We start from the raw sequence: 15,558 nt of genomic DNA, 5'->3' as shown, positions 1-15,558 counted from the left end.
CCGTGCCATGAGTTGGGAACCTAATGAGCGAATACCCGCAGAACCTCGTCCAAGCCCTGCGTGTGGTGGGTGAGGTGGATTTATCCACTCGTGCCACCAAGAACCCCGACTGGTGGCCGGAAGATGCCCCCAAAAATAAAAAGGCTGCCGAGCAACGGATGGAAGCGATCGCCGAGGAACTCGCCGATCTGCAAGAACGTTTGTTCGCCGCCGCGCTACACGAAGAACTATCCGATTCGCTGCTGCTGGTTCTCCAAGGCATGGACACCTCAGGCAAGGGCGGGATCGTGCGCCACGTGATGGGTTTGTTTGATCCGCAAGGCGTGGAACATCATGCGTTTAAGGCGCCGACCAAAGACGAGCTAGCCCACGACTTCCTCTGGCGGGTCGAAAATCAGTTACCGACTCCGGGGATCATCGGAGTTTTTGACCGCTCGCACTATGAAGACGTGCTGATCCACAAGGTGCAAAAGCTCAGCAGCGAGCAGGAAATCGAGCAGCGTTACCCGAAGATCGTCGAATTTGAACAACGCCTACAAGCACGCACAATTCACCTGCACAAGGTGATGCTGCACATCAGCAGTGAGGAACAGTTTCAGCGACTCAGTGAGCGCTTAGACCGGGCGGACAAGCATTGGAAGTACGCGCCGGGGGACGTGGATGACCGATTGCTATTCGACGAGTACCAGCGCGCCTACGAAGCCGCGATCGGACGCACCGCAACTAACAGTGCCCCGTGGTTCGTGATTCCAGCGGATCAAAAGTGGCGGGCCCGGTTGTGCGTGGCCGAACTACTGCTGGAGACGCTGCGCGGTATCGACCCACAATGGCCGAAGGCAGACTTTGATCTGGCCGCCGAACGCAAACGCTTGGACGCTACCAAGTAGCGCGGTTAGGCAACGGTGTGCACCGCGAAGGCGGTGAGGAACCCGGCGGTAGCGATGAGCCCGGTGTAGTCGTGCTCCACCTTCCAAGCCTCGGGAATCATCGTGTCCGAGACCATGGTGAGGATGCCGCCGGCGGCCAACGCTATCGCGAATGCGGTAATTGCAGGATCGGTGAGCGAGAGCAGCGCGTACCCGGCCCAGGCCGAAATTCCGGCAGCCAGAGTGACCGCACCCCAGAGCGCAAAGATGCCTCCAGCTTTTTTGCCCGCCTCTTTTTGTGCCGCGGTGCTGGCCAGTGCCTCGGGAATGTTGGAGATGAAAATCGCCACGAGCATCGCCGGGTTGACCGCGCCCCCGGCCACCAGCCCCACGCCGAGCGCCACGGATTCGGGGATTCCATCGATGAGCGCGCCAATGGCCAGCGCATTACCCGAGTTTGTTTCGCTACCAGAGCCGCGCCGCCGTGAACGTTTGGCGACGATCCGGTTGGCGAAAAAGTAGATCAGCGCGCCGCTGACCAAACCCAGGGCGGTGACTAGCAGTCCGCCGCCATCGTAGGCTTCGGCAACAAGTTCGAAGGCCAACGCACTGATCAGTACGCCGGCGCCGAAGGCCATTACGCCATTGACCAAAACCTTGGGTAGCTTCAGCCACCACCCGGCGGCAGCGCCAAACAACAGCGAAGCCCCGGAGACCAAACCCCATATCAACGCCCACCAAGCCATATCCATAGGGCTCAGCGTAGCCACAAATCTGCCCGGTGGGCAGCGGTGTTACTACTCCGTGGCGTTTTCCACGCGGGCACGGGCCTGATCGAGGCGCTGCGAGACGCCATTGAGCCAATTTTCGCAGTGCGCCGCTAACGCTTCGCCACGTTCCCACAAAGCCAGTGAGGCTTCCAAGGGCACCCCTCCGGTCTCTAACTGATTGACGACATTCATCAGTTCTTCGCGGGCCTGCTCATAGGAGAGGTTTTTAATGTCTGCCGGGATTTGCTCGCTCATATTCTGTCCTTAAAGGTTTTCGTTGGCTTGCTCGGCCGGGAAAATTTGATCAACGGTGGCGGTCAGTTTGCCCGAGGCCACTCGAATGCGTAGTTGCTCGCCGCCGGTGAGTGCCTCGGCAGCGCGAACTACCGAACCGTCTGCCAGCTGGGTGACCGAATATCCGCGGTCCAGGGTTTGCTGCGGAGATAAGGCGCGCACCTGGGCGCTGAGATGGGCGATCTCATCGCCGGCTCGCTGCACCCGGTGACGGATGAGCGCGGTGGCTCGTTCGCGCCAACGCTGCAGATCTTCGGTCCGCGAATCGATCATGGTGTGCGGGTTTGCCAGTACCGGACGTTGCCGCAGCGCGGAGATCACCTGTGCCTCGCGGGTGAGCAGATTACTAATCGCCCGGTCCAGACGTTGACGCGACATTTGCAACCCGGCAAACTCTTCGTTCAGATCCGGCACGATGCGCTTGGCCGCGTCGGTCGGCGTGGAAGCACGTAAATCCGCCACGTCGTCCAGAATCGGGCGGTCCGCCTCATGTCCGATGGCGGAGACCACCGGGGTGGATGCCGCGAACACCGCACGCACTAGGTCCTCATTGGAAAATGGCAACAGGTCCTCAAGCGCGCCACCACCACGGGCAATGACGATGACATCTACCTGCGGGTCTTGATCTAGTTCACGCAGTGCGGCGATGACCTGAGCGACCGCATCTACGCCTTGCACGGCGGTGTTGATGATGCGGAATTTGACCGCGGGCCAGCGCAGCGTGGCGTTGCGTACGACGTCTTTCTCGGCATCCGAGTTTCGTCCGGTGATTAGTCCGATGGTGCCAGGCAATACCGGGAGCCGGCGCTTGTGCTCAACATTGAACAGACCCTCGGCACCAAGTGCCTGGCGTAGCCGTTCTAAACGCAGCAGCAATTCGCCCAGTCCCACCGGGCGCAGGTCCGTCGCGTTCAGTGATAGTCTGCCGGTTTTGGCGTAAAAGCTTGGCTTCACCCGGGCGACCACGCGCGAGCCGACCTCGGGGGTGGCGTCGAGCTTACGCATCACCGAGGACCACACGGTGACCGAGAAGGAATTATCCACATCTACGTCGCGCAGGGTTAGGTAGGCGTGCCCGTTGCGCACATTCGCCTCCAACAACTGGCCTTCCACCCAGGTCATGGGGGAGTTCTCGATGTGGATCTTCAGCTTTTCGGTGAGCACACGCAGCGGCCACGGATTATCTGCCGTAGTTAACGCCGCGGTGGCCGGTAAGCCGGCGGGGGACTCGGACTCCATGCGGGCCGCTCCTTGAAAGTTTCGAAATGTAGCGCCAGCGTGCGCAATGGCTGGTGCACAAGTGAGACTACCGTATGGCACCGAAGGTTCAGCGAATTGAGCGGCTCAGCCTGCGCGAAAACACAGGTGAAGCATTGATCTCAGCAGGGGATATTTTTGCACTCGCAGGGCTCACAAACCCCCGTTTTGATCGGTTATAAAACGATTTGGACAAGCTGGTACAAGAGCATTGTCTGTGGCCTATTAGCGGAGGACACTATGTGCATTGGGGAGATATTCGCGAAGGGCACAAGGCCATGTGGTGGGGATCAAAAAAGAATAATGTCGCTCGTGCGGTGTGGACTGGGGCGCTAGCTTTCGGCCTGGTGGCCGGCTCCGTCCCGCTCGCCGCCACCGCCGTGGCCTCCCACCCTGCAATGTCGAAACCCGCAGTATCGAAACCCGCTGCGATAGCCGTCGCCAGCGCCCTGTCCATCGATATTCCGGCCCGGGTGCGTACCACCGCGAATCTGAATTTGCGCAGCGGCGCCTCGGTTTCCTACAAGATCTTGGTGAGCATCCCCAAGGGAACCTCGGTGCCGGTGTCTGGTCGAGCCGCCAACGGCTGGTACAAGGTCAGTTATGCCGGGCACACCGGCTATGTCAGTGGCTCCTACGTCGTAGCCGCCACGGTGCGCACCCTGGACATCTTGAACCTGCGTACTGGTACGTCCACCAGCTACCGGATTCTGGTCGCGATCCCGAAGGGGAAAACGGTCTCTGCCTATGCGCGGGCCAGCAACGGTTGGTACAAGGTCAGTTACGCCGGTTATACCGGGTGGGTCTCGGGAAGTTACGTTACGACCTATCCGTTGCCGCCGTCAGCCCCGCGTTCCACCGGTCCTAACCGGACCTCGCGGGTGGTGCTGACCTTCGATGACTGCCCGCGCACACTGACGGCGCTGAACTCGGTGATCAACTATGCGGCCAGCAGCAACATCGGCCTGGTGTTGGCCCCTACCGGGGATTGCATCGCGTCGTTTAAATCGCGCTACGGGGTAGATCTGGCGGCGCTTGCCCGCGCCAAGGGCCAGTGGGTTATCAACCATTCGATCAGTCACCCGGATTTGCGGCCGTTGAGCTGCGCGCAGGTCGGTAAACAACTGGGCGGCACCGGGGTACACACAAACTTCGGCCGGCCACCGTACGGGGCCATCGACGGTTCGGTGAGCTGTGGCTACAACAGCCGCGGGATGGCGATCTGGACCTGGAGCCGGGACACCAAAGACTGGGAAACTAAATCAAAATCGATCACCGTTTCCCGTGCCTCCGCCGCGGTGCGCGGGGATACCGTTTTGATGCACATGCAATGGCAAGGTTTTGCTCCGGACTCACTGCGCCAAATCAAGGCGAACCTGGGCAAACGCGGCATTGGCCTCTGCCGGGCTTACCGCGGCAGTGATGGTGCCGGAGCGGTGGTGCGGACCCCGATACGGCTGCCCAGCTCGCTTCCTTGCTGACCCAAAAATGAGCGTGGAGGCTAAACTCACAGCCCTTTACGGGTGGCACGCATCATATGAGCATGCGCTAACTTGCATGGGGTTCGTAGACTAGGGGTATGGCTACTTCCACTTCTGTCCCGGTCTCGTTGCCGATCCCTCGGGTTCCGCGTATTCGTCGCACCCCCGAGCAGATCGCAGCAGCCTCCCCGCAGGTCACCAAACGCAGCGTGCTGCTGGCTGCCCCGCGCGGCTACTGCGCCGGCGTGGACCGTGCGGTCATCGCCGTTGAGAAGGCGCTGGAGCACTACGGCGCCCCGGTATACGTGCGCAAACAGATCGTGCACAACGTGCATGTGGTCTCCGAACTTGAATCGCGTGGCGCAATCTTCGTGGAGGAAAACGAGGAAGTGCCCACCGGCGCGCTCGTCGTCTTCTCCGCACACGGTGTCTCCCCGGCGGTCGTGCAGTCCGCCGAAGACCGCGGATTGCGCACCATCGATGCGACCTGCCCACTGGTGACCAAGGTGCACCGCGAAGCCGTGCGTTTCGCCAAGGCCGATTATGAGATCTTGCTGATCGGTCACGAAGGACACGAAGAGGTTGAGGGTACCTACGGTGAAGCGCCGGAAGTCACCACCATCGTGAACAACCCCGAAGAGGCCGACACCGTAGTGGTGAAGGACCCGGACAAGCTGATCTGGCTCTCGCAGACCACGCTCAGCGTGGACGAGACCATGGAAACCGTGCGCCGACTACGCCAGCGTTTCCCGAATCTGCAGGATCCACCGAGCGATGACATCTGCTACGCGACCACTAACCGACAGGCGGCGATCAAGGAGATCGCCCCGGCCTCGGAACTGGTGATCGTGGTGGGTTCGGCGAACTCGTCGAACTCGGTACGCCTGGTTGAGGTCGCACTGGATCACGGTGCCAAGGCAGCTTACCGCGTGGACTTCGCCAACGAGGTTGATGAGACCTGGTTTGAGAACGTCTCCAGCGTGGGCGTGACCTCCGGTGCTTCGGTGCCAGATGTCCTGGTTCAAGAGGTGCTGGCCCTGCTCGCCGATTACGGTTTCACCGACGTTTCCGAGGTCACCACCGCGCAGGAAGATATCATCTTCTCGCTGCCTAAGGAGATCCGCGGCAAGCTCAAGGAGTCCGGCGATGACGCCCGGGCCCTAGGTGGCCGACGCTCCGCCAATGAAACGAACTAAGCACTTCATTTTTCGCATCTCCTAAGCAAAGGTAGAATCTTCTCCCGTGGCTCTTACTATCGGAATCGTCGGACTGCCCAATGTCGGCAAGTCCACCATGTTCAACGCGCTGACCAACGCCCAGGTGCTGGCAGCCAACTACCCGTTCGCGACTATCGAACCTAACGTGGGCGTCGTCCCACTGCCGGACGCGCGTCTGAAGGTGCTCTCCGGAATCTTCGGTTCCGAGCGCATCCTTCCAGCAACCGTGTCCTTCGTGGATATCGCCGGCATCGTCAAGGGTGCTTCGGAAGGTGAAGGTCTGGGCAATAAGTTCCTGGCCACCATCCGTGAAGCCGACGCGATCTGCCAGGTGACTCGCGCGTTCGTCAACGACGACGTGATTCACGTCAACGGCAAGGTGGACCCTGCCTCGGATATCGAGACGATCGCCACCGAGCTGATCCTCGCCGACATGCAGACCATTGAAAATCAGCTTCCGCGTCTGGAAAAGGAGCTGCGCACCAAGAAGATCGAGAAGTCCTTCCTGGACGCGGTACTCAATGCGCAGAAGATCCTCGAAGAGGGCATCACGCTCTTCGCCGCGGCGAAGACCAAGGGTGTTGACCTCGAAGAGCTCGCACCAATGCAGCTGATGACCACCAAGCCGTTCATCTACGTGTTCAACACCGATGAGGCTGGTCTGGCCGACACCGAGATGCAGGCGAAGCTCTCCGAGCTCGTCGCACCGGCCGAAGCAATCTTCCTTGACGCACAGTTCGAATCCGAACTCGCTGAGCTGGAAGAAGACGAAGCAGCAGAGATGATGGAAGATGCAGGCATCGTCGAGTCCGGACTGGGCAAGCTGGCCCGCGTCGGTTTTGACACCTTGGGCCTGCAGACCTACCTGACCGCTGGCCCGAAGGAAACTCGCGCTTGGACCATTTCCAAGGGTGCGACCGCACCTGAGGCAGCCGGTGTGATCCACACCGATTTCCAGCGTGGCTTCATCAAGGCTGAGGTTGTCGGCTTTGAAGACCTGGTTGAGGTTGGTTCTATTGCCAATGCGAAGGCTGCCGGTAAGGCACGCATCGAAGGCAAGGAATACATCATGAAAGACGGCGACGTCGTGGAGTTCCGCTTCAACGTGTAGTCGCGTTTCGCTTTAACCTCTTGCGAATGCGCCGGATCCGATTGTCGGGTCCGGCGCATTTGTCTCCGCAATCGGGGTATTGAATCCGTGACTGGTCTTCAGATTCAGGATCAAAGATTTGATCGATCGGAAGTGCTGTGCCCATCGACAGAGGAACAGTCCCGATCCTATTCTGTTGCTGAGCGCGCGGTGAAGGAGTCCTGCGGTGATGGGAGGTGTTCAGCCCGTCCATGAAGTTTATCAAGGACGGCCAGATCGGTCCTGGCGTGTCTGCCATGGTGAAGACTCTGACAGATACTGGTATGGGCGGCTGGATACTCTAGGCCTGGTTGTGTACGCTGACAGGGCCGTTGAGTGATGAGATCCTGTGTGAGTCGGTAAAGGGTCACCCCGAGCGTGCCTTCACATTCGCCTCCTGCGCCACTCAACACCACACCCTCCTGGCAGAGGAATAGAACTCCCAGGCGGCCCGGAGGGTCGCGTGGTGGGGTAGAAATCCAATAGCTGCGGTTTGTATGGACAAAAGGGGAGTGTCATGGAGAAGAAGCAGGGTCGCGATTTGCCTTCGCGACGAATCGTCACGGCCGATGATGAGGGTCTGGCCGTGGCCTTTGAACGCATGGGGGAAATGCTTGGTCGAATGAACGAGGGGGAGAACCCGAGGGAGTACCTACTTCGTGGCCCAACGATAATCGCCGAGCATGTCAAGGCCATCGCGGACTCATTGAAGGACGCTGACGCCTTCGACGTGATCGAGCTCATGCGGATGCGCGAGATGCCGATGATCCTCGATGGCTACCGCGAAAGCCTTGCTGATCAGATGCCAGCAGCGGTCGAACTCATTGCGCTCATTCTGCTCACCAGGGGGCAGCGCGAGCCTAGGTCGACGCCGACGAGCAAGACCCGCCCTGCGGGATTGATTCCCGACCTGCATGAACGGGCGCGGGAAATGTTGATGCTGGGCTCCTTCGCCCTATTCAGTTCGGGTGATCGAAACGAATTCGGACCGCTGACCATGTTGTCCGCCCAATTCGTCAGTCACGATCTGACAGTGCGGTTCATGCAGTACGCGCATATCCATGACGAGATCAACGAGGAGCTGTTCTCATCGCGCCACCTCGGTGATTTGCTCCCCGAGACGCTTGGTTTCAGCTACGAGGACTTCTGCGCCGTGCGTGAGTCAATCATTCGCGTCCACGGGGAGAAGTTCTTCGCTATCCGCGACACCGTCGGCGAGATGTTCGAACAGCATGCCGAGAAGAAGAACGATCCTGCGTTTGAAGAGGACGCGCGCTCCGCCTTGATGAGCTTGTTGGAGTTTCCTGGCGAGCGCGCAACCATCACTGTTCAAGAGGTTGCCGCAGCTTCGGGTGTGCCGGCAGAGCGGACCCAGGCCGTTCTGGATCGGTTCAGCCTGGCGTTCAACGGCGCTGACGACGCGCTTGCCGTAGTGACGAAGTACCTGAGCGGCGATAACCCGTTCCGCTTTGCATCGCTGGTCAATGACGCCGACGGCAACTACATCCTGACAGGCAAGCCGATCGGCACCGACTGCTTCCGTCAGATCGTCGAAGAGGCACTCAAGGCGGCCCCCGCAAAGTTTCGCCGTTATGAGAAGCGCCGCATGTTCGTAAGTGAGGAGCTCGCTCTGAAGCGTCTGGCCGCCATCCTAGACTCAGATGCAGCCCACGCGAACCTCAAATACTTCCGCGCCAATCCGGGCATCGAGGTTTCTGAGCTCGGACCCGATGCGCAAGACATCAACTCGATCGCCGAGCAGACTGAAGCAGATGGGCTATTCATCATCGAGGATGTCGCGATTTGCGTAGAAGTGAAGGCAAAGAGCATCTCCAGTCACGCCCGGCGTGGGCATGTCCAGAGGTTGTCTGCCGACCTGCGGGAGACGGTCGGGAGCGCGACTGACCAGGCACTCAGGCTTGAGAACCATATCCGAACCAATCACGGGCTGTGGCTTGAGAATCGCGAATGGCTGGATCTCTCGGAGATCCACGAGATTCGCTCGGTGACTGTCTACCTCGACGACTTCGGCCCGCTGTCCACTGCCTTGGACGAACTCGTGCGTGCCAAGGTCGTGGGAAGCGATCGTTTCCCTTGGCTCGTGACGTTGCACGACCTGAGCGTCATTGCCGAGGTCATCGATAGGCCCACGGAGTTCTTGCTCTATCTGCGACGTCGTACAGAGTCAGAAGTGTCGCTGAAGTTCTCAGCCGTCGACGAGCTCGATCTCTTCATGCTGTTTCTCTCCGGCGGCTTGTGGGTTGAACCGGACCCAGATCGGGTAAGCGAAGAGTTCCTTGGCGTCGCGCCTTCCACGGGCAAGGAGCGTCGCCGGTATCAGGTGTCGGATGTTCCCACTCGTGTGATGACTCAAACCGATGAGTTGGATGCTTGGGTCTACTTCCAGGAAGGCTCTAGCGCTGTAGAAGCTGAGAAGCCTTCCTTCGGCATCCCGCCGGGCATCGCCCGGATTGTAGACTTCCTTCAGGATGGGCACAAGCCGGGGTGGTTCCGCTTCAGCGCCGATCTGTTGAACCTTGCTGAGGAGTCGCAGGAGTCGCTGGGTGAGATGGTCGAACGCTTGGCGTTGATGACACGGCAGGACGGCCTCCACCACAATTCGATGATGGCGTTCGCCGGAGCGTGGGGCTACCCGACGTTGTTCATGGGCTCCAAACCTCGAAAGATGTCTATCCAAGAGGCTAGCACCCGGCTCGCGACCTACGGATTCGCGAAGAAGCACCAGATTCAGTCGGATCGTGCGCTCATGGTGGTATTCGATGAGGAGCAGCGCATCGTATCGATCCGTTATGACAACTCGCCTCCGGTAGAGAACAAAGAGTTTGACAGCCTCATTGTGGAGATGGGCCTCATCCCTCCGGCTGCAATGAGTCGTCCGACCCCACCGTCGGCGCGAAGAGCGACCGCCAGGCAGAATCCGAGTCGGAAGCCGAAGAAGAGGGGCAAGCGACGCCGCTAACGACAACCCCTCGCAACACCGCAAGCAAAGGTTGGTATGTGCGGCGACGTCGTGGAGTTCCGCTTCAACGTGTAGTCGCGTTCCGCTTCAATGTCCCGCTCGAGTGCCCGGATCTCCCTGTGGAGAGCCGGGCATTCGATCTATGTGCGACCAGCAGGCGAGTCGCCGCGCCTGGGACTAGCGAAATGTTCGGCTGATCGCGCTGCCGGTCTGGAACAGGGTGATCCACACCAGGAACTTCTGGACTGGACGCAGCGGCCATGCGACAAGTCCTCGCCACCCTTGGCGTCGCGACCAGGACCTGCTGATCCGCAGCTGTGTGCCACCGGTCACGTTCGCCAAGGTGAATTCAGTCAGAATCGAATTACCCTGCGCGACGTCGGGATAGCCAAAGCTCCATGCGATCCTGTCCGGTGGGTGAATTGCGATGAGCTCAACACTGCGTCGACGAAACTGAGGTTTGATCTTCACAGGTTTGCCGTCTGGATAGATTGCGGGTGCCGTGCCCTCCCAGACCGTACCCGGCATCGCTTCTTGACCGGTCTGGTCGAGGGTGCCGATGCTCGGTTCCCACTCGGGGATACGTGCGGGATCTGTGAGGAACGCTCACACTTCGTCCAATGGTGCGGATACGAAAGTCTCAATCGTTCCCGTGGTCCGCCCCTTCACTTTCGCTGCGAGAGGCATGGACTTCATGGAGGGCGAGTCGGCCCGATCGAGTCGTTCGATGAGCGCTTCGGATGTCGTGCCAAGGCGGCCGAGGATATCCGTGATCAGGCCGCTGGGCTCTGCGACGAGTTCCCGGAGAACGGCGGCAGCGTCGCCCGACTTGCCTTTGCTGCTGGATTTCGCGATGAGGTCCCGAGCGCGACGAGTCCACTCGTACCCATCCGTCTCATGGAACACGATGCGCCCGGCCTCGGGGAACGACGCCTCGATGCCGAGTGAAGTCAGCTGTGCATCATGTTGGTCCTCCACGGCGAGACGGGCGCTGTCAATGTCGATACCCAGCTCGCGCAGTGCGCGGCCGGCAGACTGGTCGTTGATGACCAATGCGAGGAACAGGTGGTCGATGTCGGCTTCGCAGAGCCCGAGCCGGGATGCTTCCTCCATGGCGGCCAGGGAAAGCGATTGGCTGGTCTGAGCGGCGCGGACGAGTTTGTTCATCTGTTCCTCCTGGGTGTCGAGATCGCGGGGTCAATTCTTTTGGAGTGCTTCTTGTGGGCAGCTTGTCGCGTCACTCCGAGCGCGTCGGCGATCTCCTGCCAACTCATGCCCGAACGCAACGCGGCCTCGACCTGCCGAAGTTCCAAGGTGTCAGCGAGCACGCGCAAGGACGCTACGGCCCGCAATCCTGCTTTCGGGTCGCTGGTATCGGCTGCTACTGCTGCGATCAGCGGAGACTCCATGTCGTCAACCTATGTTGCTAAGTGGCCGGATGTCAACCTGGGTTGCCTAATTGCTCGGCGAGTTTGGTGTTCGCTGGGCCAGGAGAGGGTCGACGCTTCGGGGATTCGCCGGGTACTGAGAGGTTGGTAAGAGCGGCGACGTGGTGGAGTTTAGATTTTCGAACTAGAGTGCGGACTTGAGGACAGCCCAGAAGCGCGCTTCCGGGCCTGTCGAGCCCGGACGCTCTTCAAACATCAGCCTGAGCGCGGTTGAGCCCCATGAAGACATACGCGGAGAACCCCGCTCGCTTCGCGAACTTGATGCGTCGCCGCTGTGTTTCGGTGAAGCCGAGCTTGGCGTACAGCCCGAGGGCTGGGGTGTTGGTGTCCTTGATGTCGCGCAGCACGAACTCGTCGGAGGGCAGTTCCAGGAGTCGGCGCATCAGCGCAGTGGCTACGCCTTTGCCCTGATGCTGCGGCGCTGTCGTGACGAACGCAATCTCCGTCAGACCGGTGCGGGCACCGTCATAGGCCCCCATGAATTGACTGCGGATGATCCGATAGCTGATCATGCCGTGTATTGGACCGAGCACGCGCTGGAGCTCGCGCCGATCCGGCTCGAAGCACTCCTGCTCGCCTTCGGTGACGACCGCGACCGCGGCCGGCTCGCCGTCGACGAGCGCGACGTGGAAGCGCTCCAGGATGAGCATCGGGGCGAACGCGTCGGCAAGCACACCGGAGTCCTTGGAGAAGAACGCGAAATCCTCGGCGAACCCTTGCGTGAGAACTTCAGCGATCCTGTGCCGATACCCCTCACCCAGTTCGTCTGCGCGCGCGACTTCGATCTTCATCGGGGTCCTCCTGTGAACATTCGTAGGATCAGCTCGACATCGGGCTCCGCAAATCCCTCCCGAAGAGCAACGTGCATCGTCGTTATACCGGCAAGCATGGCGAAGTAGTGAGAAGTCATTCGGGTTGGGTCGCCCGCGGTGATTTGGCCTGCGGCCTGGCCTCGACCGATGAGCAAGGCGAAGGCCCGCCAGAGCGTCCCCTGCGTTGCGGCCAGTCGCGCCGCAGTCCCCTCAGGAGTGTCCGTCGAGAAGCCCTGGTTGATCACCATGTAGAACTCGGCCGCGCCGTTGTTCGCTGCGAGGTCTGCCACGTATACCTCGGTGAAGGATTGGATCATGGAGAGCGGATCCCCTTCGGTCGAGAGCTGAACGGCGACAGCCTCGAGCCCGCGTGAGGCCTGATCGATTAGTTCATCGAACAGTTCTTCCTTGCTCGCATAGTGCCGGTAGATCGACCCAGCGCTGATCCCCGCCTCGACGGCGATCTGACGCATGTTCGTGGCCGCGAAACCACGGTGTGCGAAGACCCGGACGGCGGCCGTCTCCACAGCAGCGCGTGTGGCTGAACGCAACGCTTCATTCTGTTCCGTCGTCCGCGGCACGAAGATCCTTTCAATGAATTTCTGTTCATTTTATGCTTCGATCGCAGATGGCACAACTCTGTGCTCGACCTGGGCTGGTGCCCGCGAGGTGCCAGGTGGTCGGTGGATTGATTCGTGGCTCCGGTTCGGCACCCAGCGGTTGGTACGTGCCGGAACTCGGTGGAGTTCCGCTTCAACGTCTAAGACTTCTTAGCTTTGGCGCCCTCGGTTTCTATGCGAACCCGGGGGCGTTTTTGCGTGCGAAGTTGATGAACTGCAAAATAGCGCCGAACGGAAAATCTTACTTCTCAAAAAGGGGATTCCGTTCACGGTGTATCGGTCTTGTCATCTAGCGACAACGCTTAATTCGGTGGGAAGTCGACCCATGCCCAGGTCTTCGCCCGGTAGACCAGATAGCGGTGCCAGTAGTCGGACCAGACCCAGAGTGCATCCAGACCCTCGAACCCTTGCGGTGGCGTCGCTGGCACATCGAAGTCGTCAGCGAAGAAGCGAACGGGCAAGGCTTCGCTCACGACGACCACAAATAGGAGCTGCTCGTCCGATTGCGATGCGCGCTTCACCTTCGCCAGATGAGGTGCAAGATGCGGATGCTCGTGCCAGGACTCCACAACTCGCGAGAAGTCCGCAGGTGCAGCGTCTACGAATTCAGCCGTCGTGCTCTGGTACAGCTTGATCCCCGACGAGACTGGTGTGCGCCTGAGGTCCCCGACATCGTCCGCCAAGAACCTTGCGAGCTCCGGTCCGCGATCCAGAACTTCGGATGGAAGATTCGCTGGGGTGTCCACGGACCATTGATCGCACAATGATACAGCCCTGATCGCCACTCGCTTGGTGTCCTTATACGCGAAGTTCACGTTGTTTGGCCTGAACTCCCAAGACGTCTCCGTCGGCCATCTCCAGCCATCCTTCATCGCCATGCCCTGCCACTCGATTGAAGCTCGCTCCGTCACGAGCGTGACCTCCAGAACGCCGACCCGGCCATCGGGCCACTTGAGTAAGAAGTCGACAGCAGCTTGACGGCCGTCGGTGTCGTACGGAACGACTGCTGCACCCGTTTCGTATCCGACGAGGTGCGCGGCGATCTGCTCGGCTCGATCTGAGAGTGCATTCACGACCTCATTATCTCATCGACTCCACTTCGGGCTCCTGTACTACGGTCGTCGCAAGTTAGAGCTAAACGACTGGGCTGCACACTTGGATCGGTTCCTACGTCGACTAAATGAGGTTGTCTTTCGTTTACTTTTACCTTCCCTGTCTTCAGATCCTTGGTGGGAAGTATCTTAATTCCTTGGGGAATAGGCTTCGTGTTCGTTCACGAAGTCGCAAGCATGAGCTGCGAACACATCGGCTGCGGCCGAACCGGAGACGATCTGAAAAACTGGGTTCGTTTCAAGTTGGGCTGCGAGGCCTCGAATCATGACGATGGATTTGGCTGTGTCGCGTGCGTAGGTAGGAGTTCCCAGGATCACCTTGAAGCCCTCCATTTGAAGGGCCGGGTGAGCATATGACCTATAAGAATCGCGTCTGAACGCTCCAATCAACAATGCGCGGTTAGAACCATCGCGCGTTGCGCGTTTCTAGCCGTATGCGTAAGATAGAAACCACTAAGACCGGTTCCGCCTACCTCGGTAGGTCCAGGGCCGGTCCTCATTTTTGTCAGGCGGTGTTCCTCGTCGAAGACGTCAAGATCTACAAGTCTTACACCCAGCAAGTGAAGATCCTTGCGGACCGCGGCATGGATATGGGAGACCAAGGTTCCGCCGTTGCGACACTCCGGAGAGTGAACTACTACCGATTGAGCGGCTACTGGTACCCGTTCAGGAGGCAGGCTCCCGATGGTCGTCACGATGACTTTTACGCTGGCACGCGCTTCAGCGATGTCGTTGCTCTATACGAGTTCGATGCGCGCCTTCGCGCCGCCACGTTTGCAGCGCTGGCTCCGGTAGAGCTGGCCATTCGCGCGCTACTCGGACATGAGCTCGGGCGCATTGATCCCTGCGCTCATTTGCAATCTTCATTGATGGGTCCCACCGCGCGCAGTGGCGGTGGGTATTCAAAATGGCTGAATCGTTACGAGGACGAGCTGAACCGGTCGCGTGAGGACTTCGTGGAGCACCACCACAAGAAGTATGGCGGGAAGCTACCGGTATGGGCAGCAACTGATCTGCTGGACTGGGGAAGCCTGACATATCTCTATGGCTTTGCCCCTCGTGGCGCCCAAGACGTCGTTGCCGATGCATGCGGGCTCAGTGCGCCCCAGCTGACTAGTTGGCTCAAGTCGCTCAATCTCGTGAGAAATACGTGTGGACATCACGGACGTTTGTTCAACCGCGTCCATACGATTACGCCCAAGCTCCCTAAGCTCGGTCGCCACCCGGACCTCGATGCCGTGTCGGCGGACTGGAGCCGCACGTTCGGCCAACTCACGCTGGTGCAGTTCCTATCTGACAGGTTGGGCACTGGTCGCAGCAGACTTCTCCCCGCGGTTGTGGCGAGCTTTCCGGTGGTCCAGATTGTCCCGATTATGCACATGGGCGTCCCCGACGGCTGGCAGGACAACAGCCGGCTCTGGGCCTGAGAGTGCGTTGCAGTCAGACGTTGGCTTGTACTGGAACTCGGTGGAGTTCCGCTTCAACGTCTAATCGCGTTCCGCTCTAACCATGAGTTAGGTATCGTCGCGGAGAGGGCTAGATCTGCACTTTGGTGCGGGTTCGTCCCACTTG

Annotated in this window: 15 protein-coding genes and 1 pseudogene; 6 read left to right on the top strand and 10 right to left on the bottom strand. The window is 59.8% G+C overall.

The features are described from left to right. Positions 1 to 23 precede the first annotated feature (23 nt). The gene (locus CQ011_RS05130) at positions 24 to 887 is read left to right on the top strand and encodes a PPK2 family polyphosphate kinase (RefSeq protein WP_105675341.1); all 864 of its coding nucleotides are present in this window, start codon (positions 24 to 26) and stop codon (positions 885 to 887) included. A gap of 5 nt (positions 888 to 892) precedes the next feature. On the opposite strand, the gene CQ011_RS05125 is transcribed toward CQ011_RS05130, so the two are convergent. Genes CQ011_RS05125 through xseA form a run of 3 tightly spaced genes read right to left on the bottom strand, consistent with a single transcriptional unit; the run spans position 893 to position 3,169 of the window. Beyond that, positions 893 to 1,618 (bottom strand): ZIP family metal transporter, encoded by a 726-nt coding sequence (locus tag CQ011_RS05125; protein WP_353616160.1) that lies wholly within the window; start codon positions 1,616 to 1,618, stop codon positions 893 to 895. Between the two features lie 45 nt (positions 1,619 to 1,663). Continuing rightward, positions 1,664 to 1,891, bottom strand: coding sequence for an exodeoxyribonuclease VII small subunit (locus CQ011_RS05120; protein WP_105675337.1), 228 nt, complete (start codon positions 1,889 to 1,891; stop codon positions 1,664 to 1,666). Positions 1,892 to 1,900: 9 nt separating this feature from the next. Further along, the gene (gene xseA / locus CQ011_RS05115; RefSeq protein ID WP_105675335.1) at positions 1,901 to 3,169 is read right to left on the bottom strand and encodes an exodeoxyribonuclease VII large subunit; all 1,269 of its coding nucleotides are present in this window, start codon (positions 3,167 to 3,169) and stop codon (positions 1,901 to 1,903) included. 260 nt (positions 3,170 to 3,429) lie between these two features. Here xseA and CQ011_RS05110 point away from each other — a divergent pair, with 260 nt between their 5' ends. The 4 genes from CQ011_RS05110 to CQ011_RS05095 all read left to right on the top strand — a co-directional run bounded on the left by CQ011_RS05110 (position 3,430) and on the right by CQ011_RS05095 (position 9,994). Continuing rightward, positions 3,430 to 4,668, top strand: a complete 1,239-nt coding sequence (locus tag CQ011_RS05110) for an SH3 domain-containing protein (RefSeq protein WP_105675333.1) — start codon at positions 3,430 to 3,432, stop codon at positions 4,666 to 4,668. Between the two features lie 98 nt (positions 4,669 to 4,766). Continuing rightward, positions 4,767 to 5,864, top strand: a complete 1,098-nt coding sequence (locus CQ011_RS05105; RefSeq protein ID WP_105675331.1) for a 4-hydroxy-3-methylbut-2-enyl diphosphate reductase — start codon at positions 4,767 to 4,769, stop codon at positions 5,862 to 5,864. Positions 5,865 to 5,910: 46 nt separating this feature from the next. Continuing rightward, positions 5,911 to 6,996, top strand: coding sequence for a redox-regulated ATPase YchF (gene ychF / locus CQ011_RS05100; RefSeq protein WP_105675329.1), 1,086 nt, complete (start codon positions 5,911 to 5,913; stop codon positions 6,994 to 6,996). A gap of 535 nt (positions 6,997 to 7,531) precedes the next feature. Further along, a complete protein-coding gene (locus CQ011_RS05095; protein WP_286161099.1) occupies positions 7,532 to 9,994 on the top strand; it encodes a hypothetical protein in 2,463 nt (820 codons plus the stop codon). Between the two features lie 177 nt (positions 9,995 to 10,171). Here the strand turns inward: CQ011_RS05095 and CQ011_RS05090 are convergent. From CQ011_RS05090 to CQ011_RS05060, 7 genes and pseudogenes are all read right to left on the bottom strand, one after another. Continuing rightward, positions 10,172 to 10,585 (bottom strand): annotated as a pseudogene (locus CQ011_RS05090) (hypothetical protein); the annotation flags it as partial. Between the two features lie 15 nt (positions 10,586 to 10,600). Beyond that, the gene (locus tag CQ011_RS05085; RefSeq protein ID WP_105675325.1) at positions 10,601 to 11,161 is read right to left on the bottom strand and encodes a Clp protease N-terminal domain-containing protein; all 561 of its coding nucleotides are present in this window, start codon (positions 11,159 to 11,161) and stop codon (positions 10,601 to 10,603) included. Further along, the gene (locus tag CQ011_RS05080; protein ID WP_105675323.1) at positions 11,158 to 11,403 is read right to left on the bottom strand and encodes a hypothetical protein; all 246 of its coding nucleotides are present in this window, start codon (positions 11,401 to 11,403) and stop codon (positions 11,158 to 11,160) included. Before CQ011_RS05080 ends, CQ011_RS05085 begins: the two co-directional genes overlap by 4 nt. Positions 11,404 to 11,630: 227 nt before the next feature. Beyond that, positions 11,631 to 12,233, bottom strand: coding sequence for a GNAT family N-acetyltransferase (locus CQ011_RS05075; protein WP_105675321.1), 603 nt, complete (start codon positions 12,231 to 12,233; stop codon positions 11,631 to 11,633). Next, positions 12,230 to 12,835 carry a TetR/AcrR family transcriptional regulator gene (locus tag CQ011_RS05070; protein ID WP_105675319.1) on the bottom strand — a complete coding sequence of 202 codons (606 nt, stop codon included), beginning with the start codon at positions 12,833 to 12,835 and terminating at the stop codon, positions 12,230 to 12,232. The genes CQ011_RS05075 and CQ011_RS05070 overlap by 4 nt, the downstream gene beginning before the upstream one ends. Positions 12,836 to 13,176: 341 nt before the next feature. Further along, positions 13,177 to 13,947 (bottom strand): hypothetical protein, encoded by a 771-nt coding sequence (locus tag CQ011_RS05065; RefSeq protein WP_105675317.1) that lies wholly within the window; start codon positions 13,945 to 13,947, stop codon positions 13,177 to 13,179. A gap of 168 nt (positions 13,948 to 14,115) precedes the next feature. Further along, positions 14,116 to 14,304 (bottom strand): hypothetical protein, encoded by a 189-nt coding sequence (locus CQ011_RS05060; RefSeq protein WP_146112565.1) that lies wholly within the window; start codon positions 14,302 to 14,304, stop codon positions 14,116 to 14,118. 116 nt (positions 14,305 to 14,420) lie between these two features. Here CQ011_RS05060 and CQ011_RS05055 point away from each other — a divergent pair, with 116 nt between their 5' ends. Next, complete coding sequence (locus CQ011_RS05055) at positions 14,421 to 15,413, top strand: Abi family protein (RefSeq protein WP_286161098.1); 993 nt, start codon at positions 14,421 to 14,423, stop codon at positions 15,411 to 15,413. The last annotated feature ends 145 nt before the right edge of the window (positions 15,414 to 15,558 follow it).

The organism is Arthrobacter sp. MYb213 (genome assembly GCF_002979915.1).
GTDB lineage: Bacteria > Actinomycetota > Actinomycetes > Actinomycetales > Micrococcaceae > Glutamicibacter.
Note: the sequence above shows the minus strand (reverse complement) of the source record. Positions and strands in the feature narration are given on the sequence as shown.

Excerpts from the sequence above, each read along its gene's own strand:
- CQ011_RS05130 (WP_105675341.1), top strand. The coding sequence starts at position 24 with ATGAGCGAATACCCGCAGAACCTCGTCCAAGCCCTGCGTGTGGTGGGT.
- CQ011_RS05125 (WP_353616160.1), bottom strand. The coding sequence starts at position 1,618 with ATGGATATGGCTTGGTGGGCGTTGATATGGGGTTTGGTCTCCGGGGCT.
- CQ011_RS05120 (WP_105675337.1), bottom strand. The coding sequence starts at position 1,891 with ATGAGCGAGCAAATCCCGGCAGACATTAAAAACCTCTCCTATGAGCAG.
- xseA (WP_105675335.1), bottom strand. The coding sequence starts at position 3,169 with ATGGAGTCCGAGTCCCCCGCCGGCTTACCGGCCACCGCGGCGTTAACT.
- CQ011_RS05105 (WP_105675331.1), top strand. The coding sequence starts at position 4,767 with ATGGCTACTTCCACTTCTGTCCCGGTCTCGTTGCCGATCCCTCGGGTT.
- CQ011_RS05095 (WP_286161099.1), top strand. The coding sequence starts at position 7,532 with ATGGAGAAGAAGCAGGGTCGCGATTTGCCTTCGCGACGAATCGTCACG.
- CQ011_RS05085 (WP_105675325.1), bottom strand. The coding sequence starts at position 11,161 with ATGAACAAACTCGTCCGCGCCGCTCAGACCAGCCAATCGCTTTCCCTG.
- CQ011_RS05080 (WP_105675323.1), bottom strand. The coding sequence starts at position 11,403 with ATGGAGTCTCCGCTGATCGCAGCAGTAGCAGCCGATACCAGCGACCCG.
- CQ011_RS05075 (WP_105675321.1), bottom strand. The coding sequence starts at position 12,233 with ATGAAGATCGAAGTCGCGCGCGCAGACGAACTGGGTGAGGGGTATCGG.
- CQ011_RS05055 (WP_286161098.1), top strand. The coding sequence starts at position 14,421 with ATGCGTAAGATAGAAACCACTAAGACCGGTTCCGCCTACCTCGGTAGG.